Origin of the sequence: Azospirillum agricola (genome assembly GCF_020005195.1) — a bacterium.
GTDB lineage: Bacteria > Pseudomonadota > Alphaproteobacteria > Azospirillales > Azospirillaceae > Azospirillum > Azospirillum agricola.
The window spans coordinates 1358715-1380185 of sequence record NZ_JAIFZR010000004.1 but is presented as its reverse complement, the minus strand read 5'-3'; the positions used below and the strand labels follow the sequence as shown (position 1 = coordinate 1380185).

Annotated in this window: 18 protein-coding genes; 4 read left to right on the top strand and 14 right to left on the bottom strand. The window is 68.8% G+C overall.

The window, feature by feature from the left end; all coding sequences use genetic code 11:
• Positions 1-167: 167 nt before the first annotated feature.
• The 5 genes from JN22_RS14710 to JN22_RS14690 all read right to left on the bottom strand — a co-directional run bounded on the left by JN22_RS14710 (position 168) and on the right by JN22_RS14690 (position 6250).
• The gene (locus JN22_RS14710) at positions 168-1325 is read right to left on the bottom strand and encodes an aminotransferase (RefSeq protein WP_085554599.1); all 1158 of its coding nucleotides are present in this window, start codon (positions 1323-1325) and stop codon (positions 168-170) included.
• A gap of 81 nt (positions 1326-1406) precedes the next feature.
• Entirely contained in the window at positions 1407-1700 is a 294-nt protein-coding gene (locus JN22_RS14705; RefSeq protein WP_085553643.1) for a hypothetical protein, read from the bottom strand.
• Between the two features lie 120 nt (positions 1701-1820).
• Positions 1821-2288, bottom strand: a complete 468-nt coding sequence (locus tag JN22_RS14700; RefSeq protein WP_085554598.1) for a hypothetical protein — start codon at positions 2286-2288, stop codon at positions 1821-1823.
• A gap of 119 nt (positions 2289-2407) precedes the next feature.
• Positions 2408-4183 carry an SLC13 family permease gene (locus JN22_RS14695; RefSeq protein WP_085554597.1) on the bottom strand — a complete coding sequence of 592 codons (1776 nt, stop codon included), beginning with the start codon at positions 4181-4183 and terminating at the stop codon, positions 2408-2410.
• A gap of 57 nt (positions 4184-4240) precedes the next feature.
• Positions 4241-6250 (bottom strand): AsmA family protein, encoded by a 2010-nt coding sequence (locus JN22_RS14690; protein ID WP_085554596.1) that lies wholly within the window; start codon positions 6248-6250, stop codon positions 4241-4243.
• Between the two features lie 214 nt (positions 6251-6464).
• On the opposite strand from JN22_RS14690, the gene JN22_RS14685 reads away from it, so the two are divergent.
• The 3 genes from JN22_RS14685 to JN22_RS14675 are packed head-to-tail and all read left to right on the top strand — an operon-like array spanning position 6465 to position 9284.
• Positions 6465-7568, top strand: coding sequence for a hypothetical protein (locus JN22_RS14685; RefSeq protein ID WP_085554595.1), 1104 nt, complete (start codon positions 6465-6467; stop codon positions 7566-7568).
• A gap of 4 nt (positions 7569-7572) precedes the next feature.
• On the top strand, positions 7573-8880 hold the full coding sequence (locus tag JN22_RS14680) for a hypothetical protein (RefSeq protein ID WP_085554594.1): 1308 nt from the start codon (positions 7573-7575) through the stop codon (positions 8878-8880).
• 29 nt (positions 8881-8909) lie between these two features.
• Entirely contained in the window at positions 8910-9284 is a 375-nt protein-coding gene (locus JN22_RS14675; RefSeq protein ID WP_085554593.1) for a hypothetical protein, read from the top strand.
• A 161-nt stretch (positions 9285-9445) separates the two neighbouring features.
• On the opposite strand, the gene JN22_RS14670 is transcribed toward JN22_RS14675, so the two are convergent.
• The 4 genes from JN22_RS14670 to JN22_RS14655 form a co-directional block, all read right to left on the bottom strand.
• The gene (locus JN22_RS14670) at positions 9446-10354 is read right to left on the bottom strand and encodes a DMT family transporter (protein WP_085554592.1); all 909 of its coding nucleotides are present in this window, start codon (positions 10352-10354) and stop codon (positions 9446-9448) included.
• 47 nt (positions 10355-10401) lie between these two features.
• Positions 10402-11604, bottom strand: coding sequence for a CaiB/BaiF CoA transferase family protein (locus JN22_RS14665; RefSeq protein WP_085554591.1), 1203 nt, complete (start codon positions 11602-11604; stop codon positions 10402-10404).
• Positions 11605-11791: 187 nt separating this feature from the next.
• The gene (gene gabT, locus JN22_RS14660) at positions 11792-13078 is read right to left on the bottom strand and encodes a 4-aminobutyrate--2-oxoglutarate transaminase (RefSeq protein ID WP_085554590.1); all 1287 of its coding nucleotides are present in this window, start codon (positions 13076-13078) and stop codon (positions 11792-11794) included.
• A gap of 31 nt (positions 13079-13109) precedes the next feature.
• Positions 13110-14570: an NAD-dependent succinate-semialdehyde dehydrogenase gene (locus JN22_RS14655; RefSeq protein WP_179166158.1), complete on the bottom strand. Its 1461-nt coding sequence runs from the start codon at positions 14568-14570 to the stop codon at positions 13110-13112.
• 228 nt (positions 14571-14798) lie between these two features.
• Between JN22_RS14655 and JN22_RS14650 the strand changes: the two genes are divergently transcribed.
• Positions 14799-15365 (top strand): cupin domain-containing protein, encoded by a 567-nt coding sequence (locus tag JN22_RS14650; protein ID WP_085554589.1) that lies wholly within the window; start codon positions 14799-14801, stop codon positions 15363-15365.
• A gap of 5 nt (positions 15366-15370) precedes the next feature.
• Here the strand turns inward: JN22_RS14650 and JN22_RS14645 are convergent, their stop codons facing one another.
• The 5 genes from JN22_RS14645 to JN22_RS14625 form a co-directional block, all read right to left on the bottom strand.
• Positions 15371-16201, bottom strand: a complete 831-nt coding sequence (locus JN22_RS14645) for an ABC transporter permease (RefSeq protein ID WP_085554588.1) — start codon at positions 16199-16201, stop codon at positions 15371-15373.
• Complete coding sequence (locus JN22_RS14640; RefSeq protein WP_085554587.1) at positions 16198-17448, bottom strand: ABC transporter permease; 1251 nt, start codon at positions 17446-17448, stop codon at positions 16198-16200. The genes JN22_RS14645 and JN22_RS14640 overlap by 4 nt, the downstream gene beginning before the upstream one ends.
• A gap of 207 nt (positions 17449-17655) precedes the next feature.
• Positions 17656-18702, bottom strand: a complete 1047-nt coding sequence (locus JN22_RS14635) for an ABC transporter substrate-binding protein (RefSeq protein ID WP_085554586.1) — start codon at positions 18700-18702, stop codon at positions 17656-17658.
• A 62-nt stretch (positions 18703-18764) separates the two neighbouring features.
• Positions 18765-19874, bottom strand: coding sequence for an ABC transporter ATP-binding protein (locus JN22_RS14630; RefSeq protein WP_085554585.1), 1110 nt, complete (start codon positions 19872-19874; stop codon positions 18765-18767).
• 314 nt (positions 19875-20188) lie between these two features.
• Positions 20189-21280 (bottom strand): TRAP transporter substrate-binding protein, encoded by a 1092-nt coding sequence (locus JN22_RS14625; protein WP_085554584.1) that lies wholly within the window; start codon positions 21278-21280, stop codon positions 20189-20191.
• Positions 21281-21471 lie beyond the last annotated feature (191 nt).

Sequence of the window (21471 nt, the reverse complement as noted above, 5' to 3'; positions counted from 1 at the left end):
TCCCCGACCGGATTGCTGGGAACCGGACCGCGACCATCCCGACCTCATCCACGGGCCATGCGCCCCGCAGGGCGATGGGCCAGGATCGATCGGGCGGAGCGTCGCCGGATCCGTCAGAGGATCCGACAATTCGATTTCAATATAAATTTGGCTTCCCCGCCCGGCTGTCAAGGGAAGCGGCGGCGCAGCCTGTCGATGGCGGCGTCGAGCACCTCTTCGCGTTTGGAGAAGCAGAAGCGGATGCAGCTCCGCGGCGCGTTCTCGACGAAGAAGGCGCTGACCGGGATGGCGGTCACCCCGGCCTCGGCGACCAGACGGCGGCAGAACTCCTGGTCGTCGCCCTCGAAGCCGAAACGCGCCACGTCGGCCACCACGAAATAGGTGCCGGCCGACGGCAGCACGTCGAAGCCGACGGAGCGCAGCCCCTCGGCCAGCCGGTCCCGCTTGGCCTGGAGCCCGCCGGCCAGCCCGGTGAAATAGGCATCCTCCTTGCCCAGCCCATAGGCGACGGCGGTCTGGAGGTTGGGCGGGGTCGTGAAGGTCAGGAACTGGTGGGCCTTGGCGACCGGCTGGAGCAGATGCGGAGCGCCGGTGACGTAGCCGACCTTCCAGCCGGTCAGCGAGAAGGTCTTGCCGGCCGAACCGATCTTCAGGCAGCGGTCGCGCAGGCCCGGCAGGGTCATCAGCGGGATGTGGGCGCGGCCATCGAAGACCAGATGCTCGTAGACCTCGTCGCAGACCGCCAGCGTGTCGAAGCGCAGCATGAACTCGGCGATCAGTTCCAGCTCCGGCCGGCTGAACACCTTGGCCGCCGGGTTGAGCGGGTCGTTGACCAGGACCAGCTTGGTCTTCGGCGAGAAGGCGGCCTCCAGGTCGGCGCGGGTGAAGCTCCAGTCCGGGGCCTTCAGCGAGACGAAGCGCGGCACGCCGCCGGCCAGACGCACGATCGGCAGGTAGCTGTCATACATCGGCTGGAACAGCACCACCTCGTCACCGGGGTTGATCAGGCCGAGCAGGCAGGCGGTCAGCGCCTCGGTGGCGCCCGACGTCACCATCGTCTCGGTCTTCCAGTCGACGTCGAGGCCGTAGAAACGCTTGGCGTGAGCGGCGACGGCCTGCCGCAGATCCGGCGTGCCCATCATCGACGGGTACTGGTTCCAGCCGGTCAGCAGCGCGTCGGACGCCGCCGCCAGCACGTCGGCCGGGCCGCCGTCGTCGGGAAACCCCTGGCCCAGGTTGATCGCGCCATGCTCCTCCGACAGGCGGGACATGACCTCGAAGATCGTGGTGCCATAGCTCGACAGAATCGCGTTGCCCGACTTCACCGGTGCCTCCAAGCCTCAAGCGGACGCACAAGATGGAGGCGGCGGCGGGTGGATGTCCAGCGTCACGGTCCTGCGCGGGGCTCAGCCCTGCATGCGCTTCTTCTGGCGGCGGACGCGCAGCTTCACCCGGAAACGCTCGACCGGTCCGAGCACGCGCGGATAGCGGCGTTTCATCCGCACGAACAGGCGCCGCGCGTCGGCGGAGTTGCGCAGCACCAGCACGCCGCCCAGCAGCATGACCGGCAGCCCGCCCGGCCCCGGCAGCGGCGAGATCAGAATGCCCAGCGCGATGATCGTGCAGCCGGTGCCGATCAGCGCCAGCTGGCGCATGCGGGCGAAGGTGGGAATCGACGTCTCGGTGTCGCTGCGAGGCATCGCGGGTTCGAACGCTCCAAAGGGCCGGTCACCGCCATATGGGGAGGAACGCTGACGTGAAAAGAGCCCCCTCCCCCTTTGGACGAATTCGCCGACACGGATCCGCCGGCGGGAAGTCCGTCAATGCAGGGCGTGGCCGGGGACCTTCGGCTCCCGGTCGAGCCGGGCCGGGTCGAGCCGGCTCAGCACGGCGTTCAACTCGGCCGGCTTCGGGTCCCAGCCGAACTCCCTAGTCAGCAGGTCGCGCGCGGTGCCGGCGCGGTGCGCCAGCGGATCGCGGTCCGGACGCGCGGCAGACGGCGGACGGCGGTCGGCGCAGCTTTCCAGCATCAGCCGGATCATCCGCTCCCGCTTGGCGGCGTCGACGAAGCCGGACTTGTCGAAATAGAGCTTGGTGAATTCCATCTCGGCCAGCCGGGCCGAACTCTTCGGGTCGCCGACCAGCACGGCGGCCACCACCTCGACGCAGCGCCCGGCATAGGCCGGCAGGGGCGCCGTTCCGTCGTCCGCGCGGTCGAGGAGCCGCGCCGGCAGATCGACCAGCCGCCCGGAAACGTCCCTCACCAGATACCGGCGCCACACCTGCATGGTTCAGCCTCCCGCCCGGCCGAGCCGGTCCATGGGCCCGCAAGACCCCAAGCCTACACCAGTCGGCGGGGAGACGGAACCTGCCAAAGCGGCCGAGCCCGCGCTTGCCGGCGCCAGGCCTAGCGCGGCACCAGCGGCCAGAACAGCGCGATGGCGGCGGTGCCCAGCACCACCACCATGATCGACAGCGGCAGTCCGAGCCGCCAGTAGTCGCCGAACCGGTAGCCGCCCGGCCCCATCACCAGCGTGTTGCACTGGTGCCCGATCGGGGTGAGGAAGTCGCAGCCGGCCCCGACCGCCACCGCCATCAGGAAGGCGTCGGGGCGCAGCCCGAGATGCCCGGCGAGGCTGGCGCCGATCGGCGCCATCACCAGCACGGTCGCCGCGTTGTTCAGGAAGGGGGTGACCGCCATCGCCGTCATCAGGATCAGCGCCAGCGCGCCGACCGGCGGCAGCCCCTGCGCCGCGTCCGACAGGGCGCTGGCGATCAGCTCGGTGCCGCCGGTGGTGCGCAGCGTCTCGCTGACCGGGATCAGGGCGCCCAGCAGCACCAGGATCGGCCATTCGATGGCGTCGTAGGCCTCCTTCGGCGTGACGACGCCCAGCACGGTCATGGCGACGGCGGCGCCGAAGAAGGCGATGGCGACCGGCACCGTCCCGCTGGCGACCAGCGCCACCGTGACCGCCAGCACCGCCAGGGCGATGGTCCGCTTCGGCGTGCGCCCGATGGCAAGGTCGCGCGCCGCCAGCGGCAGGCAGCCCAGCTCGCCCAGCGTGTCCGGCAGGGTGGCCGCACGGCCCTGCAACACCACGAGGTCGCCGGGCTGGAGGCGGACCCGGCGCAGGCGCTGGCGGATCGGCCGGCCCCGGCGGCTGAGCGCCAGCAGGTTGACGCCGTGGCGCTCGCGCAGCGCCACCTCCTCGATGCTGCGGCCGATCAGGGGGGAGCGCTGCTCGACCACCCCTTCGGCCACCGCCATGTCGGCCTCGCTCTCGATGCCCTCCAGCTCCTTCTCGTGCATCATGCGCAGCCCGGCGCGCTTGACCAGATCGGCCAGCGCCTGGGTGTCGGCCTCCAGCACCAGGATGTCGTTCCCGTACAGCACCCAGTGGCCGGAGGGAACGTAGCGGCGGTGCTTCTCCCGGATGACGGCGGCGACCGTCACCTCACCCTCGCCGAACCCCTCCAGATCGGCGACCGTCTTGCCGACGAAGGGCGAATCGATGGGCAGCCGTGCCTCGGCCGTGTAGTCGTCGATGGAGAAGACCGGACCGGCGGCGGCGGCGCGCCCCTGCGGCAGCAGCCGGTAGCCGACCGCCAGGAAGGCCACGCCGGTCACCGCGATGACCAGCCCGACCGGGGTGAAATCGAACATGGCGAAGGGCTCGCCGGTCATCTCGGCCCGCACCCGCGAGACGATGATGTTGGGCGAGGTGCCGACCAGCGTCATCAGCCCGCCGAGCAGCGAGCCGAAGGCCATCGGCATCAGCAGCAGCGACACCGGCGTGCCGTTGCGCCGGGCGATCTGCAACGCGATCGGCATGAAGATCGCCAGTGCGCCGATGTTCTTGACCACCGCCGACAGCAGCGTCACCGCCCCGGTCAGCACCACCACCTGGGCCCAGACGGTCCTCATGCGCGGCGCCAGCGGCCGCATCGCCGCCTCCACCACGCCCGAGCGGCCAACCGCCGCGCTGACCACCAGCGCCGAGCCGACGATGATGACGATGTCGTCGGAGAAGCCCTGGAACGCCGCCTTCGGCTCGACGATTCCGACGGCCAGCGCCGCGAGCAGGGCAACCATGGCGACGAGGTCGTAGCGCAGCCGGTCCCAGATCAGCAGCGCGATCACCGCGCCGATGATGCCGAACGAGAACATCTGGTCGAGGGTCATGGAGAGGGCTTCACGTCCTTCTTGCTTGTGGCGTCCTGGCGGGGCGTCGGGGCCGTGTCACCGGCCGCTGCCGGCCGGGGCCGGCTTGCGGTCGGCCGCCGAACCGCCGGAGGCCTTGTCGTTCCTGCCGGTGCCGGGTTTGCGGGCGTCGCGCACCAGTTGATCGCAGTGTGGCTGCTCGTCGCTGCCCGGGTCAAGGAAGGGCAGCACGCCCGCCAGCGGGGTCAGCAGCGCGCCGAGCGCCACCGCGGCGGCTCCCCGCGCCGCCGATTCCGTCGGGTCGATGCCGATCTCGGGGTCGCCGAGCTTGCCCTGCACATGCACCGGAATGTGGGTGGCGAGGAACTGTGGCGACTTGGCGTTGCCGACCACCCGCAGATCCAGCCCCTCGTTGCGCAGGTTGATGGTGCCCTGCCCGGTCACCAGCGTCTCCGGCGTGTCGAGCACCAGCGCCTCCGTGCGGGCGATCCCCTTCTCCACCGACAGGTTGGCGACGAGGCAGGTGAAGGGCAGCGGCTGCGACCCCGACAGCACGACGCCCAGCGTCTCCAGGATGTTGGTCTTCAGCCCCTTGACCGCGAGGCTGGAGATCTTGCCGCCGTCCACCGCAGCACCCAGCTTGCCGTCCGACGAGGCCAGCAGGTCGGCCACCGTGGTGCCGCTGCCGGCGAGCTGGAGGCGCCCCGACACCGTGCCGCCCATCTGCCCGGCGAAGGAGGTCTCGCGGAAGAAGGCCGAGAGCTGCATCTTGCGGATGTCGAGGTTGGTGCGCAGCACCGGCACCTTGCGGCTGCCGTCGACCTGCACCGTCCCGGCGATCCGCCCGCCGCCGATGCCGAGCGACAGCGGGTCGAAGCGCAGGTCGCCGGCGTCCAGCCTGATCCGCATGTCGAGGTCGTCGAGCGGCGCGAAGGGCGACTCGACCCGCTGGCCCTTCAGGCGGATGTCCATGTCGGTGTTGCGCAGCTTCTCGACGTTGACGGGGGTGGCGGGAATCACCCGGTCCTTGGCGCGGGTCGGGTAATCGCCGTTGCCGCGCGGCGAGGCGCCGACCAGGCCGGCCAGATCCTGCGCCGCCAGCCGCTTGGAGGTGAGATCGCCGGTCACCTTCGGCCGCTCGCCGGCGGTCTCCACCGCGACGCTGCCCGACAGGTCGCTCTCGCCGACCTTGCCGTGCATGCCTTCGAACGACCAGCGGGTGCCCTCATAGCCGAGATGGCCGGAGATGCTGTAGGGCCGCGTCTTGGGCGTCGGAATCCCGAGGATCGGGAAGATCTCGGCCAGATCGTCGCCGCGCAGATCGACCGACAGGTCGATGCCCTGCATCTTCACCGGCTCGGCCACCGATCCCTCGATCCTGCCCCTGGTCTTGCCGACCGCCGCCTCGATCTTGATCGGGTAGGGTTCCGGGTCGTCGCGCAGGGTGAGCAGCGAGCCGCCCTCCGCCGCCAGGGTGAAGGGCTTGCCGGCGAAGCTCCCCTTGCCGTCCAGCTTCACCGTCTGGGTGTCGTTGTCGCCGGACGCGGTGTTGATGGTGTTGGCGATGTCGATGTCGCTGGTCGGGTCGCGGTAGCGGACGGCGCCGTCGGCGATGGCGAGCTGGCCGATCACCGGAATGTCGCCGCGCTTGTCGGGGGTCGCCGCCTCCTTCGCGACCTCCTTGGTCGGGGTCGGCGCGAAGGTCCAGTTGTTCTCGCCCCTGTCGTTCTTCTCCAGCACCAGCTTGGGACCGTCGACGCGCAGCTCCGGCAGCTCCCAGTTGCCCTTCAGGATCGGCCAGGGCAGCAGCGCGGCATCGAGCGCGCGGATGGCGAGCATGTCCTTCTCGTCGCTCCACGGCGCGTTGGCGATGCGCAGCCCTTCGAGATGGATGCGGATCGGGTTGCCGAGCCGGACCTTCAGGTCGCCGTCGATGGCGACCTCGCGGCCGAGCGCGGCGCTGGCCCGCTTGGCGACGAATCCGCGCGCGTCGTTCCAGTCGAAGATCAGCAGAAACGCCCCGATCCCCACCACCACGAGGCCGACCAGCCCCAGCAGTCCGTAGCCGATCCATTTCACCGCCGCCATCGCCCCGCTCCTCCTCCCGTCCGCAACCGCCTCGATAAGTTAACGAAGGATCGGGCGATCCGGACGGGGATGGAGCGTAGGGTTAGCCCCAAGGATCCGGCTCCCGCCCGAACGTCATAGAATTCAAGCGCGAGATAGATTGGATTTAACGCAAAATTCAGGGTATCGGCCCTGTAATGTCTCATCTCTTTTCCGCAGGCACGACCGGCCCCCCATGCGTTCCCTCACCAATTTCGCCCCCTCGACCTTCGAGGATCGCGGCGCCGCCGTCGCCTTCACCACGCCGGTGCTGGCCCAGACCCGTGTCCGCAAGGACAGCCGCGAACAGCTCGAGGTGCTCGTCCCCAACCTGTCGGAAGGGCGCGGCGTCTATGTGGTGCCGTGGAAGTCGCTGCCGCTGGCCTTCCCGATGACGGTCCACGACCGCATGCTGCACGACCTGATCGCCAAGGGGGAGGGCTGCTCGCCCGACGACATCCGCAAGGCGACGCTGGAGGCGGCGCGCTGCGGCCTCGCCGGCCCCGACGCGGTGGCGGCGGCGGAGGCGGCGCTCCGCGACGACGACGAGCAGCGGCTCCTCATCAACTACCAGCTCATCGTCGAGGCGCTGAAGGCGGTCGGGCTGGAATCGACGGAGATCCTGCGCGCCGGCCTCGCCTCGGCCGAAGGGCAGCGGCTGACCCGCGACCTGATGTCGAAGGCGGCGCACAGCCTGGGGCTGGAGCCGACCGAGCTGTATTCGCGCATCGCCGAGCTGGCCGCCTACGTCGAATCGATCGGGCTGGCGACCTCGCCCAAGCCGGCGCGGCTGCGCCGCCTGATGCGCGACCTCCAGGGCTTCCGCGACAGCATGACCGACTGGGCGACCGACAACGTGTCGGAGGCGGCCCCCATCGGCGGCTTCTGCGCCGAGGTCGCGGAGCACACGGTCAACCACGCCCGCACCGTGATGAAGCAGCTCGATCAGGCGGTCGCCTCCTTCGAGGTCCTGATCCGGCAATGGGACGTCAAGCGGGTCGTCGTGCGCAGGGCGGCGACGCGGCTGTCCTGGCTGCTCGACGGCTGGGAGTACCTGATCGCCCTGTGGGCCGATGCCGTCGCCAAGAGCCGGCACGAGCAGGATTTGACCGTCCACGAGATCTTCCGCGTCATTCCCCTGCTGCCCAAGAACGAGGGGCAGGGCGATCAGGCGTCGGCGGCCGACGCGCTGATGCAGAACAACCGGCGGTCCGTGCGCGCCTACGTCGACTGGCGCAGCGGGCAGCTCGACGTCGATCTCGTCATGAGAATCGAGACGATCAAGGGAAAGGCCGCCTGACGCCATGGAGATCCGGGATCTGCTCGCGCTGGGCGACCAGCTGCTCCACATCGACGAACCCAAGTTCCGGCAGATCGTGCAGCTGCTGGAGCAGATGGGCGACCATCCCGACATCCAGCGCACCATCGCCGTCCTCCGCCCGCGCATGGCGGAGCTGCGCATCAACCGCCGGCCGACGCTGAAGCGCCTGTTCTGCGACCCGTTCGAGGATCTGTTCGAAACCTTCGGCAAGAGCGAGCCGGCGCCGCTCAGCGTCATCGAACGCTCGCTGATGAACAACCTGTGGTCGATGGTCGAGGCGCAGATCGGCAAGGACCGGCTGAAGGGCTACCGCGGCGCCCTCCAGGAGGGACCGCAGCAGAAGGCCGCCACCGAGGCCTTCTGGGCGGAAACCGCCGCCGTCGTCGCCGACATCGCCGCCGAGATGCAGGCCGGGCGGGTCGCCGAGGCGTTCCGCCTGCGCGTCACCCCCGACCGGGTGCGGGCGGTCGCCGACATCGCCACCATCCTGACCATCGCGCCGGACATCCGCGACCTGAAGGCGGCGCTGTCGCCCAAGCCGGTGACCAAGCTGCACCAGGACCATCTCGACGGCATCCAGGACATCGCCCGCCGCATCGCCCGTGGCCGGCCGGACGCGCTGAAGATCTTCATCCTGGTCGCCGCCTCACGCCTGTCCGAACCGGCGGTGCTGCTCGGCGGGCTGTGGGACATGGATCTGGGCCGCGCCGACCGCGCCGCCCTGTTCATGGATCTGTCCGGAACGGTGATGGCGCAGATCGAGGGCCGTTCCCGCTCGCTGAAGGGGGGGCCCGGCGCGGCCCCCGACCGGCTGGCGGTGGCCGATCTGGCGGTCGATCTGGTCGCCAGCCTCGACGCCACCCGCGACGCCATGGAGCGGAGCCGCAACAAGTCCTTCGACCAGCGGCTGAAGGAGGTCCGGGGATCGGTCCACGAGATGGTGCGGACCCAGGTCTTGCAGGGCGCCGACGGCGGCATCGTCACCGCGCTCGACGGGCTGGGGGACGGAACCGGCGACCGGGCGCAGATGGCCCAGGCCGAAAACCAGGCGCGCGCGCTGCGCAAATGTGCCACCATCGCCGACCAGCTCGGCCTGCGCGGCGAGCTGAAGGCGGTGACGCAGAAGACGACGGCGACGCTGACCGACAAGGCCAGGGCGGCGCTGGGGCGCGGGCCGGCGGGGCCGGCGTCGCGGACCGGCTACACCGCCATCCGCATGATCGAGCTGATCGCCGGGTCGGCGGAGGCCAACAAGGTCATGGACGAGATTCTGGGCGGCGGACGCCGTTGAACGGGAGACATCGAGCGAAAGGACGCGGCATGGCGACGGGATACACGGGGTGGGAGCTGCCCGACGACGAGCGGACCCGCCTGCTGGCGCTGTTCCCCCAGCGCTACGAACGGCTGGTCGCCGACCATGTGACGCTGGAATTCGGGGTCCGCGCCGGGCACCCGCTGCCGGTGGCGACCGCCGGCGAGGTGGTCGGCAGCGTCGACGACGAGGCGGGCGTCCAGGCCCTGATCGTCGCCATCGACGGCAGCAGCGACCGCCCCGACGGCTCGACCCTCCACCTCACCTGGTCGCTGGCGCCGGGGCGCAAGCCGGCGGACTCCAACACCGTCATCGCCGAATTCGGCTGGCGCCCGGTGGAGCCGGTGGCGGTCCGGCTGGTGCCAAGATTCTTTGGGCGCTGAGGGCGGGGCAGCCCGACTCCCCTTTCCGTCATGCCCGGCCTTGGGCCGGGTATCCACGCGCAAATCTCAGCTGCACTCGTGGATGACCGGGACAAGCCCGGTCATGGCGTGGGTGGGAAAATGTGGGCGAGGAAACCGGCGCGGCTGCTTCCGCCCGTCGCCTACACATGGTCCGACGCCGCCCCCGCCGCGGCCCCGCGCTTCAGGCTCTGCTCGCGGTGGAAGATGAACAGGCCGCTGCCGATGATCAGCGCGCCGCCCAGCGCCATCCGCAGGCTCGGCTGCGTTCCCCAGACGGCGAGGTCGAGCAGCACCGCCCACAGGATCGACACATACTGGAACGGCACGACCACCGCCGCCGGGCTGAGCTGCAACGAGCGGTTGATCATCGCGTGCCCGCCCAGCGCCGTGATGCCGAGCAGGCCGAGCAGGAAGAAGTCCAGCCAGCCCGGCGTCGTCCAGGAAAACGGCAGCGCCGCGCCGCCCAGCACCAAGCCACCCAGCGTCTGATAGGTGACCAGCGGCAGGGTGCCGGCCTCGCGCAGCAGCCGGGTGAAGATCAGGCCCGACGCGAAGATGGTGGCGCCCAGCAATGCCACCAGCGACGGCAGAAGATCGAACTGACCGGTCGGGTTGAGGACGACGACGACCCCGACGAAGCCGACCACCACCGCGACCCAGCGCCGCCAGCCGACCGTCTCGCCGAGGAACAGCACCGACAGGGCGGTGACGATCAGCGGCGCCGACATGTAGATGGTCATCACGTCGGCCAACGGCAGATAGGCCACCGCCCAGTAGAAGCAGGCGATGTCCAGCGTCACCAGCAGCACGCGGACCAGATGCATCGGCAGCCGCTTGACCGCGAAGACGGTGCGCACGCCCTCGCGCAGGATCATCGGCAGCAGCACCGCCGTGCCGAACAGGCTGCGGATCGCCAGCAGCATGGCGACCGGGTATTCGGTCACCAGCCACTTGCCGAGCGCGTCGTTCAGCGTGAAGAACGTCATGCCGCCCAGCATCAGGAGGATGCCGAGGCGGCTGTCGGTGGCGGCGGCGGGGGTCGCGGTCATGGTGGGGGCTTGGTGCTTTGGAGTGAACGGGACCGCACCCTACCCGCTCAGACGACGCCCTTGTCGCGCAATTCCGCGATGTCCGCCGCGCTCAAACCCAGGGCCTCGGCCAGCACCGCGTCGGTGTGCTGGCCGAGCGTCGGCGGGGCGGTATCGTGGACCAGCGGGGTCGCCGAGTAACGGATCGGGCTCGCCACCGTCGGGACGGTGCCGAGATCCGGGTGCGGCAGATCCTGGCGGATGTTGCGGGCTTGGACGTGGGGGTCGGCGAAGACCGCCGCCAGATCGTTGATCGGGCCGCAGGGCACGCCGACCGTCTCCAGCGCGGCCAGCCAGTCGGCGCTGTCGCGGGTGCGGACGATCTCCTCCAGCAGCGGCACCAGCTCCTTGCGGTGGGCGACGCGGGCCGGGTTGGTGGCATAGCGCTCGTCCTTCGCCAGCTCCGGACGGCCGGCGACCTGGGCGAACTTGGCGAACTGGCCGTCGTTGCCGACCGCCAGGATGATGTGGCCGTCGCGGGTGGCGAAGGCTTGATAGGGCACGATGTTCGGGTGGGCGTTGCCGAGCCGCTGCGGCGGCTTGCCGCCGACCAGCGCATTCATCGCCTGGTTGGCGAGCACGGCGACCTGGACGTCGAGCAGCGCCAGATCAACCTGCTGCCCCTCGCCGGTGCGGTCGCGGTGGGCCAGCCCGCCCATGATGCCGATGGTGGCGTAAAGGCCGGTGAAGATGTCGGTCACCGCCACCCCGACCTTGACCGGGCCGGCGCCCGGCTCGCCGTCGGGCTGGCCGGTGATGCTCATCAGCCCGCCCATGCCCTGGATCATGAAGTCGTAGCCGGCGCGGTTGCGGTACGGCCCGGTCTGGCCGAAGCCGGTGATCGAGCAGTAGACCAGCCGCGGGTTGACCGCCTTCAGGCTGGCGTAGTCGAGGCCGTACTTGACCAGCCCGCCGACCTTGAAGTTCTCGACGACGACGTCGGCCTCGGCCGCCAGCCGGCGGACCAGCTCCTGGCCCTCCGGGCGCTCGAAGTCGATGGTGATCGACCGCTTGCCCCGGTTGGTGGAGAGGAAATAGGCCGACTGGTCGCCGGCCCAGGGCGGACCCCAGGCGCGGGTGTCGTCGCCGGCGCCGGGCCGTTCCACCTTGATCACGTCGGCCCCGAGATCGGCCAGCGTCTGCGCCGCCCAGGGGCCGGCCAGCACGCGCGACAGCTCAAGCACCTTGATGTGCGACAAGGGTCCGGCCAACTCCTGCTCCTCCCGTTCGTTTTCCCCTCTCCCGCCCCGGGAGAGGGTGGCCGCGAAGCGGCCGGGTGAGGGGCTATCGGGCGTGGAACCTAAGTCCATGCCCCGACAGCCCCTCACCCTTCCCATGCTGCGCATGGGCCCCTTCCCTCTCCCGGGACGGGAGAGGGACATTGGGTAACCGCCGCGATCACGCCGAGACGAGTTCTTCCAACGAACGCTCGATGATGTCCAGACCTTCGTCGATCACGGCATCCGACGCGGTCAGCGGGACCAGCACGCGGATCACGTTCGCGTAGGTGCCGCAGGACAGCAGGACCAGCCCCTTCTCCGCCGCCTTGGCGACCAGCGCCTTGGTCAGGTCGGCGGCCGGCTCCTTGGTCTGGCGGTCGGTCACCAGCTCCATGGCGACCATGGCGCCGAGGTTGCGGACGTCGCCGACGACCGGCAGCGAGTTGCGCTGGCCCATGACGCGGAAGCGGTCGGCGATGCGCTCGCCGATCACGACCGCGCGCTCGCACAGCTTCTCCTCCTCGATGGCGTCGAGGACGGCCAGCGCCGCCGTGGTCGCCAGCGGGCTGCCGGCGTAGGTGCCGCCGAGGCCGCCGGGGATCGGCGCGTCCATCAATGCCGCCTTGCCGGTCAGCGCCGACAGCGGGAAGCCGCCGGCCAGGCTCTTCGCCATGGTGATCAGGTCGGGTTCGACCCCGGCGTGCTCGACCGCGAACATCTTGCCGGTGCGGGCGAAGCCGGTCTGGATCTCGTCGACGATCATGATGATGCCGTGCTTGTCGCAGACCGCGCGGATCGCCTGGAGGAACTCCGGCGAGGCGATGTTGAAGCCGCCCTCGCCCTGCACCGGCTCGACGATGATCGCGGCGACGCGGGCCGGGTCGACGTCGGACTTGAACAGGGTGTCGAGCGCCTTCAGGCTCTCGGCGACCGAAATCTCGCGGTACGCGTTGGGGAACGGCACATGGTAGATGTCGGCCGGGAACGGGCCGAAGCCGACCTTGTAGGGAACGACCTTGCCGGTCAGCGCCATGCCGAGCAGCGTGCGGCCGTGGAAGCCGCCCGAGAAGGCGACGACCGCCGGACGGCCGGTGGCGGCGCGGGCGACCTTGACGGCGTTCTCGACCGCCTCGGCGCCCGTGGTGAAGAAGGCGGTCTTCTTCGGCGTGTCGCCGGGGACCAGCGCGTTCAGCTTCTCGGCCAGCTCGACGAAGCTGTCGTAGGGCGTCACCATCATGCAGGTGTGGGTGAAGCGGTCGAGCTGGGCCTTGACCGCCTCCATCACCTTGGGGTGGCGGTGGCCGGTGTTCAGCACGGCGATGCCGGCGCCGAAATCGATGTAGCGCTTGCCCTCGACGTCCCACATCTCGGCGTTCTCGGCGCGGTCGATGTAGATGGGCAGGCCGGCGGAGATGCCACGGGAAACGGCGGCCTCGCGGCGCACGACCAACGACTGGTTGCTCATGATCGATGTCCTTGGGAGTCGTGCGTGAGCGTCAGGCGCCGAGGCCGACGCAGAGATACTTGGTTTCCATGAAGTCATCGAGGCCGTACTTGGAGCCCTCGCGGCCGATGCCGGACTCCTTGACGCCGCCGAAGGGAGCCACCTCGGTCGAGATGATGCCCTCGTTGATGCCGACCATGCCGTATTCCAGCCCCTCGGCGACGCGCCAGACGCGGCCGATGTCGCGGCTGTAGAAATAGGCGGCGAGGCCGAACTCGGTGTCGTTGGCCATGCGGATGGCCTCCTCCTCCGTCTCGAACTTGAACAGCGGGGCGACCGGGCCGAAGATCTCCTCGCGGGCGACCCGCATCTCGGTGGTGATGCCGGTCAGGATCGTCGGCTCGAAGAAGGTGCCGCCCAGCGCGTGGCGCTTGCCGCCCAGCGCGACCTTGGCGCCCTTCTCCAGCGCGTCACCCATCAGCTCCTCGACCTTGGCGACGGCGTCGGCGTTGATCAGCGGGCCCTGGGTGACGCCGGCCTCGGTGCCGTCGCCGACCTTGAGCTGCTTGACCGCCTCGGCCAGCTTGGCGGCGAAGGCGTCGTAGACGCCGGCCTGCACCAGCAGCCGGTTGGCGCAGACGCAGGTCTGGCCGGCGTTGCGGTACTTCGACGCCATGGCGCCCTTGACCGCCTCGTCGAGGTCGGCGTCGTCGAAGACGATGAAGGGGGCGTTGCCGCCGAGTTCCAGCGACACCTTCTTGACCGTGCTGGCGGCCTGCCGCATCAGCAGCTTGCCGACCTCGGTCGAGCCGGTGAAGCTGACCTTGCGGACGATCGGGCTGTGGGTCAGCTCGTTGCCGATGGCGGCCGGCTCGGACCCCATGACGATGTTGATGACGCCCGCCGGGAAGCCGGCGCGCTCGGCCAGCTCGGCCAGCGCCAGCGCCGACAGCGGCGTGTCCTCCGCTGGCTTGATGACCACGGTGCAGCCGGCGGCCAGCGCCGGGGCGCATTTGCGGGTGATCATGGCGATCGGGAAGTTCCACGGCGTGATCGCCGCGACGACGCCGATGGCCTCCTTCAGCACGACGATGCGCTTGTTGGCGGCGAAGGTCGGGATGACGTCGCCATAGGCGCGCTTGCCCTCTTCCGCGAACCACTCGACGAAGGAGGCGCCGTAGGCGACCTCGCCGCGGGCTTCGGCCAGCGGCTTGCCCTGCTCGGCGGTCATCAGCCGGGCCAGATCCTCCTGCGCGGCCATGATCAGCTCGTACCAGCGGCGCAGCACGGCGGCGCGCTCCTTGCCGGTCTTGGCCTTCCAGCCCGGCAATGCTGCATTGGCGGCGTCGATGGCGGCGCGCGTCTCGGCGGCGCCCATGTCGGCCACTTCGGTGATGACCTTGCCGTTCGCCGGGTTGGTCACCGCGAAGGTCTTGCCGGAATCGGCCGCGCGCCACGCGCCGTTCACATAGCCCTTGGTCTGGAGGAGGCTCTGGTCGTTCAGCGACAGCATGTTGGTCCGCCCTGGATGCAGCCTGGAAGGGGAAAGGGTGCGTGGAGGCCCCTGGGCTTCGCCTGAAGGATCACCTTCGGCGATCGACCTGGGAGGCATTGCTTGATCCACGAACCGAAGCCTACCATGTTTAATAAATTAAACAACCCCTGTTTAGCTGTCCATATTTTGATGACGGGGTTGCGCGGATCCGCTATTGCTTAGGGTTGAGGAACCAGGAGTCGGGTGATGGATTTCGACGTCGGCACGCGGTTGAAGCAGATCCGCGAGCAGCATGGGCTGTCGCAGCGGGCGTTGGCGCAGAAGGCCGGCGTGACCAACGGCACCATCTCGCTGATCGAGCAGAACCGCAGCAGCCCGTCGGTGTCGTCGCTGCGCAAGGTGCTGCAAGGCATCCCGATGACGCTGGCCGAATTCTTCTCTTCCGACGACCTTCCCCCTCCCGAGCAAATCTTCTTCAAGAACAGCGAACTGGTCGAGCTGGCCGGCGAGCTGAAGGGCACCGTCGGCAAGGTCTCCTTCCGGCAGGTCGGCGACCTGCGCGGGCGCAACCTGCAAATCCTCCACGAACGCTACGCCCCGGGCGCCGACACCGGCCGCACCATGCTCCAGCACGAGTCCGAGGAGGGCGGCATCGTCGTCCGCGGCCAGATCGAGCTGACGGTCGGCGACCGCAAGGAGCTGCTCGGCCCCGGCGACGCCTATTTCTTCGACAGCCGCATCCCGCATCGGTTCCGCAACGTCGGCGAGGAGGAGTGCGAGCTGATCAGCGCCTGCACCCCGCCCTACCTGTAAGCCACCTACGCCACATTTCCCTTCAAGCGCTCGTTCCGGCGGCGCAGCAGTTCGATCATCGTCAGCAGGCCGATCGAGATCACCGTCAGCACCACCGCCACGGCCGTGATGGTCGGGCTGATGTTCTCGCGGATGCCGCTGAACATCTCGCGCGGCAGCGTGCGCTGGTCCGGCCCGGCGAGGAACAGCACCGTCACCACCTCGTCGAAGCTGGTGGCGAAGGCGAACAGCGCGCCCGAGGCCAGACCCGGCAGGATCAGCGGCAGGATCACCTTGCGGAAGGTCAGCAGCGGCGGCGCCCCCAGCGAGGCGGCGGCGCGCGCCAGAGTCATGTCGAAACCCTGCAGGGTCGCCGACACGGTGATGAACACGAAGGGCGTCGCCAGCGCCGTGTGGACCAGGATCAGGCCGAGGAAGTTGCCGGTCAGCCCGAGCGGCGCGAAGAAGAAGTAGACGCCGACCGCCGTGATGACCACCGGCACGACCATCGGCGACAGCACGACGGCGAGGATCACCGGCTTCCACTTGCTCTTCCACTGGACCATGCCCAGGGCCGCCAGCGTCCCCAGGATCATCGACAGGATGGCCGAGGCGACGCCGATGATGGCGCTGTTCTTCAAGGACAGCATCCAGCGCGGCGAGTTCAGGAAATCCTCGTACCAGCGCAGCGACAGCCCCGGCAGCGGGTAGGTCAGGTAGGCGCCCGAGCTGAAGGACAGCGGCACGATCGCCAGGATCGGCGCCATCAGGAACACGAAGACCAGGGTGGCGGCGATGACGGTCGCGATCCAGGCGGCGCGCTGGCTGGCCGTGCGGGGGGAATGGTTCGCGCTCAATTCTTGAGACCTCCCGTGTTCTGGCGGCCGAGCGCCAGCTTGCCGTAGACCGCCGCCAGAACCAGCGTGGACAGCAGCAGCACCGCCCCCAGCGCCGAGGCCAGGCCCCAGTTGACGGTTTCCGTGGTGTAGAAGGCGATGAAGGCCGAGATCATCTGGTCCGCCGCGCCGCCCACCAGGGCCGGCGTGATGTAGTAGCCGATGGCCAGGATGAAGACCAACAGGCAGCCGGCGCCGATGCCGGGGATGGTCTGCGGCAGGTAGATGCGGAAGAAGGCGGTGGCCGGCGGGGCGCCAAGCGAGGCCGCCGCCCGCATGTAGGCCGGCGAGATCGAGCGCATCACGCTGTACAGCGGCAGGATCATGAAGGGCAGCAGCACATGGGTCATCGCCATGTAGACGCCGAACCGGTTGTAGATCAGCCGCAGCGGCTCGTCGATCAGCCCCAGCCATTGCAGCGAGCCGTTGACGATGCCCTCGCTCTGCAAGATCACGATCCAGGCGCAGGTGCGCACCAGCAGCGAGGTCCAGAAGGGCAGCAGCACGAAGATCATCAGCAGGTTCGACTGCGCCGTCGGCAGGTTCGCCAGCAGATAGGCGACCGGGAAGCCGAGGACCAGGCACAGCGCGGTGACGCCGAGGCCGATGGCGAAGGTGCGTCCGAACAGGTCGAGGTAGATCGCCTGGTCCGCCGGCGACGCGACGATGGCGCCGTCGGCGTCGCGCGTCAGGTCGACGGCGGCCAGCAGGTAATAGCTGGTGACGGGACCGCTGGCGCTCTTGATCGCCGTCCAGGTGGCGTGCTCGCCCCAGGCCGGGTTGATGGCGATCAGCGTGTCCTTGGCGGTGCCGGGTTCCGGCGCCGTCTTCAGGTTGCGCGCGGTGGAGGTCAGGATGGTGCGGAAGCCGTTGACGACGTAGTTCAGCCGCTTGGCCGCGATGCCGATGGTCCCGGCGGCGCGCGCCGCCTGGAGGTCGCCGGCCAGCGCCGCGTAGGCCGTCTCCTCGGGAAGCCCCTGCCCGTTCCAGGTGGAGAGCGCCGCGACGGTGTGCGGCATGACCTGCGGCACCTCCCAGTCGTCGACCGAGCGCCAGATCATCCCGGCGATGGGAACGACGAAGGTGAACAGCAGGAACAGGAGAAGCGGCGCCACCAGACCCAGCGCGCGGAGCTGCCGGGCGCGTTCGGCCCGCTTCAATCGGCGCTTCAACGGCATTTCGGCGCCGGCAACGAAAGCGGCTGTCATCGGGGTGTCCTGTCGAAATCTGCGCAGTCTTTCCCTCTCCCGCCCCGGGAGAGGGAGGGGACCCGCGGCTGTCAAGCCGTGGGGAGGGTGAGGGGCTATCGGGCGTGGCACGGACTCCCCGTTCCGATCACCCCTTACCCTTCCCATGCTTCGCATGGGCCCCTTCCCTCTCCCGGGACGGGAGAGGGAGGAACAAACATCAGCCCGTTACTTGGCCGCCCACTTGTTGAAGCGCTCGGTCAGGCGGTCGATGTTCTCCAGCCAGAAGTTCGTGTCGATCTCGACCGCGTTCTTCATGTTGGCCGGCGAGGTCGGCAGGTCGGCGAGCACGGCCGGTTGCAGCTTGGCCGGCGCGCCCTTGTTCGACGTGCCGTAGGCGATGCCCTGCGACAGCTTGGCCTGGTTCTCGGCCTTGCCGACGAAGTCGAGGAACTTGTAGGCGGCGTCCTGGTTCGGGCTGCCCTTCAGGATGACCCAGCTGTCGATGGTGAACAGCGCGCCGTTCCACACCATGCCGAAGTTCTTCTTCTCGGCCTTGTTGGCGGCGTCGATGCGACCGTTGTAGACCGAGGTCATCGCCACCTCGCCCGACGCCAGCAGCTGCGGCGGCTGGGCGCCGGCCTTCCACCAGACGATGTCGTTCTTGATGCTGTCGAGCTTCTTGAAGGCGCGGTCGATGCCGGCCTCGGTGCCGAGCACCTTGTAGACGTCGGCGGGGGCGACGCCGTCGGCCATCAGGGCGATCTCCAGCGTGGTCTTGGCGCCCTGGCGCAGGCCGCGCTTGCCGGGGAACTTCTTGGTGTCGAAGAAGTCGGCCCAGCTCTTCGGCGCGTCCTTGATCTTGTCCTTGTCGTAGCCGAGCACGAAGTCGTAGACGATGGCGCCGACGCCGCAGGCGTTGACGGTGGCCGGCAGATAGGCCTCCTCGCCGCCGATCTTCGAGTAGTTGATCTTCTCGAACAGCCCCTCGTCGCAGCCCAGCGCCAGCTCCTCGCTCTCGACCTGGACGACGTCCCAGGTGGAGGCGCCGCCCTGGACCTTGGCGCGCAGGACGCCGACGCCGCCGTCCCAGGACTCGTCGCTCATCGGGGTGCCGGTCGCCTTGAACGGCTCGAAATAGACCTTCTTCTGGACGTCCTGATAGGCGCCGCCCCACGACACGACGGTCAGATCGCGGGCGCTGGCGGCCGAGGCCAGAGCGGCGACGGCGGTGAAGGTCGCGACGAAACCGAGAGCCACCCTAAACTTCGACATGATCCCCGTCCTCTGTCTGTGGTTGTTGTTCGACGTTTTTGAGACCGGCGTGGGAAAGCTCCTCAGACCGGATCCAGCGCCCGGCAATCCTCGGGCCGGAAGGCGATGGTCACCGCCTGCCCCTGCGCCAGCCCCGCATGGGCACCGGCGGGCAGCTTGACCATGAATTCGTCGTTGCCGGGGACCGCCAGCATCGCCAGCGTGTGGTCGCCCAGATAGATCAGGTCCTTCAGGGTGGCCGGCAGCCGGTTGAAGGCGGGGTCCCCGTCATCGCCGGTGCTGATCGCCACCCGCTCCGGGCGCACCGACAGTGAGGTCCGCGCGCCCGGCCCGGCGACGTTGACCGCCAGCGCCAGCACCGACCCGCCGGCATCCAGCGCGACGCGGGCGTATCCGTGTTCGATATTTTCGACAGTGCCGTTCAGCACGTTGCTCTCGCCGATGAAGTTGGCGACGAAGCTGTTGACCGGGCGTTCGTAGAGCGCGTCCGGCCGGTCGATCTGCTGGACGATGCCGTCGTTGAACACGGCGATGCGGTCCGACATGGTCAGCGCCTCACCCTGGTCGTGGGTGACGTAGACGACGGTGATGCCCATCGTCTCGTGCAGCCGCTTGATCTCCAACTGCATGTGCTCGCGCAGCCGCTTGTCCAAAGCGCCCAGCGGCTCGTCCATCAGCACCAGCGCCGGGTTGAAGACCAGGGCCCTCGCCAGCGCCACGCGCTGCTGCTGGCCGCCGGAAAGCTGGCCGGGATGGCGGGTGGCGACATGCTCCAGCTTGATCATCTTCAGCGCGTCGGCGACGCGCGATTTGGCCTCGGCCTTGGGAACGCCGCGCACCGACAGCGGGAAGGCGACGTTCTCCTCGATGGTCAGGTGCGGGAACAGCGCGTAGTTTTGAAAGACCATGCCGATGTCGCGCTTGTGCGGCGGCGTGTTCTTGATCGAGCGGTCGCCGAGGAAGATCTCGCCGTGGGTCGGCACCTCGAACCCGGCCAGCATCATGAGGCAGGTGGTCTTGCCCGATCCGGAAGGGCCGAGGAGCGTCAGGAACTCACCCTTGCGGATGTCGAGATCCAGGCTCTTCACGACGAGATGCTCGCCGTCGTAGGTCTTCTGCACACCCACGAAACGCACCAGAGACTGCGTCGTCGCGATCATCCCACCGTCCATCGTCCTCTCCCGTCAGAGGGGGGCGGAAATCCACGGGCCAAGCCGCGTTTCCGTCCGTCTTGATGGCCCCGACGGTAACATGCGTTTAAGAAAATAGACAAGCAGATTGCTTATGTTGTGATCGCTTCAACAGTCTGATGGTTTATTGTGCATGTGCGAACGGTTTGCACAAGGGCCGACCGGCAGTCTGCGCTTTCAGCAGGCGATTGAGAAGGCGAATGATGGGCGGAACGGACGGACATACGGACGCATCCGGTCGTGTCGAAGGGCGGCGGGGGCGAATCGCCGCCCCCGCCCCTTCCCCTGCCCCCGCCTTACCGGCGCTGGGCCGACTGGCTGTAGACGAAGGCGTCGAAGCCGTTCTCGGCGACGCGGAACCACAGCCGCTCCTCCTCCAGGAAGGGCTTCCACGCGTCATAGACCTTCTTGAAGCGCGGGTTGGTCGCCGCGAGCTGGTCGTACAGCTCGTAGGCCGCCTTCTCGCAGGCCTGCATCATCTCGCGCGGGAACAGGCGCAGCGCGGCGCCGCCGCCGACCAGCCGCTTCAGCGCGGCGGCGTTCAGCGTGTCGTACTTGGCCAGCATCCACGTGTTGGCCTCCCAGCAAGCCTGCTCCAGGATCACCCGGTACGACGCCGGAAGCTGCTCCCACGCCTGCATGTTGAAGAGCAGAGGGATCTGCGCCGAACCCTCCCACCAGCCGGGGTAATAGTAGTTCTTGGCGACCTTGTAGAAGCCGAGCTTCTCGTCGTCGTAGGGGCCGACGAACTCGGCGGCGTCGATGGTGCCCTTCTCCAGCGCCGGGTAGATGTCGCCGCCGCCGATCTGCTGCGGAACCAACCCGAAGGGCGTCAGGATCTGGCCGACGAGGCCGCCGATCCGCATCTTCAGGCCCTTCAGGTCGTCCAGCCCGCGGATCTCCTTGCGGAACCAGCCGCCCATCTGGGCGCCGGTGTTGCCGGCCGGAACATGGATGACGTTGTACTCCTTGAACACCTCGCGCATCAGCTCCAGCCCGCCGCCATGCATCATCCAGGCGACGTGCTGGCGGGTGTTGAGACCGAAGGGCATCGCCGTGTCGAAGCAGAAGGTCGGGTCCTTGCCGACGTAGAAATAGGCGGCGGACTGGCCGCACTCGACCGTGCCGTTCTGCACGGCGTCGAGCACCTGGAGCGCCGGAACGATCTCGCCCGCCGCGAACGGGCGGATCTGGAACTTGTTGTCGGTGGCGGCGGCCACCCGCCTGGTGATGAATTCGGCGGCGCCGTAGATGGTGTCGAGGCTCTTGGGGTAGCTCGACGCGAGGCGCCACTTGATCTCGGGCTGGCTCTGCGCGATGGCCGGGGCCGCGAGCGTGCCGGCGGCAACGCCGACGCCCGCGCTGGTGAGGAACGCACGCCGTTTCATGGTTGGAGTCTCTTCCCGACTTTATGTTGGTTGGCCGGCCATCATACTCCGTTCGCGCCGCCGATCGGCAAGCCCGGTTCGCCGGCCCGGCCGGTCATTTTGCGGATTGTCGACACTCGAAACGAAAAATCCAGCCGCCAGGGCTGGATTTTCTGCGACGCAGCATTATCTGCTTTTTTGACCGCCTTATC

What these genes read in the sequence shown, in the direction of transcription:
- JN22_RS14705 (WP_085553643.1), bottom strand. Translation starts at nt 1,700, where the DNA reads ATGCCTCGCAGCGACACCGAGACGTCGATTCCCACCTTCGCCCGCATG.
- JN22_RS14700 (WP_085554598.1), bottom strand. Translation starts at nt 2,288, where the DNA reads ATGCAGGTGTGGCGCCGGTATCTGGTGAGGGACGTTTCCGGGCGGCTG.
- JN22_RS14695 (WP_085554597.1), bottom strand. Translation starts at nt 4,183, where the DNA reads ATGACCCTCGACCAGATGTTCTCGTTCGGCATCATCGGCGCGGTGATC.
- JN22_RS14690 (WP_085554596.1), bottom strand. Translation starts at nt 6,250, where the DNA reads ATGGCGGCGGTGAAATGGATCGGCTACGGACTGCTGGGGCTGGTCGGC.
- JN22_RS14685 (WP_085554595.1), top strand. Translation starts at nt 6,465, where the DNA reads ATGCGTTCCCTCACCAATTTCGCCCCCTCGACCTTCGAGGATCGCGGC.
- JN22_RS14680 (WP_085554594.1), top strand. Translation starts at nt 7,573, where the DNA reads ATGGAGATCCGGGATCTGCTCGCGCTGGGCGACCAGCTGCTCCACATC.
- JN22_RS14675 (WP_085554593.1), top strand. Translation starts at nt 8,910, where the DNA reads ATGGCGACGGGATACACGGGGTGGGAGCTGCCCGACGACGAGCGGACC.
- JN22_RS14670 (WP_085554592.1), bottom strand. Translation starts at nt 10,354, where the DNA reads ATGACCGCGACCCCCGCCGCCGCCACCGACAGCCGCCTCGGCATCCTC.
- gabT (WP_085554590.1), bottom strand. Translation starts at nt 13,078, where the DNA reads ATGAGCAACCAGTCGTTGGTCGTGCGCCGCGAGGCCGCCGTTTCCCGT.
- JN22_RS14655 (WP_179166158.1), bottom strand. Translation starts at nt 14,570, where the DNA reads ATGCTGTCGCTGAACGACCAGAGCCTCCTCCAGACCAAGGGCTATGTG.
- JN22_RS14650 (WP_085554589.1), top strand. Translation starts at nt 14,799, where the DNA reads ATGGATTTCGACGTCGGCACGCGGTTGAAGCAGATCCGCGAGCAGCAT.
- JN22_RS14640 (WP_085554587.1), bottom strand. Translation starts at nt 17,448, where the DNA reads ATGACAGCCGCTTTCGTTGCCGGCGCCGAAATGCCGTTGAAGCGCCGA.
- JN22_RS14635 (WP_085554586.1), bottom strand. Translation starts at nt 18,702, where the DNA reads ATGTCGAAGTTTAGGGTGGCTCTCGGTTTCGTCGCGACCTTCACCGCC.
- JN22_RS14630 (WP_085554585.1), bottom strand. Translation starts at nt 19,874, where the DNA reads ATGGACGGTGGGATGATCGCGACGACGCAGTCTCTGGTGCGTTTCGTG.
- JN22_RS14625 (WP_085554584.1), bottom strand. Translation starts at nt 21,280, where the DNA reads ATGAAACGGCGTGCGTTCCTCACCAGCGCGGGCGTCGGCGTTGCCGCC.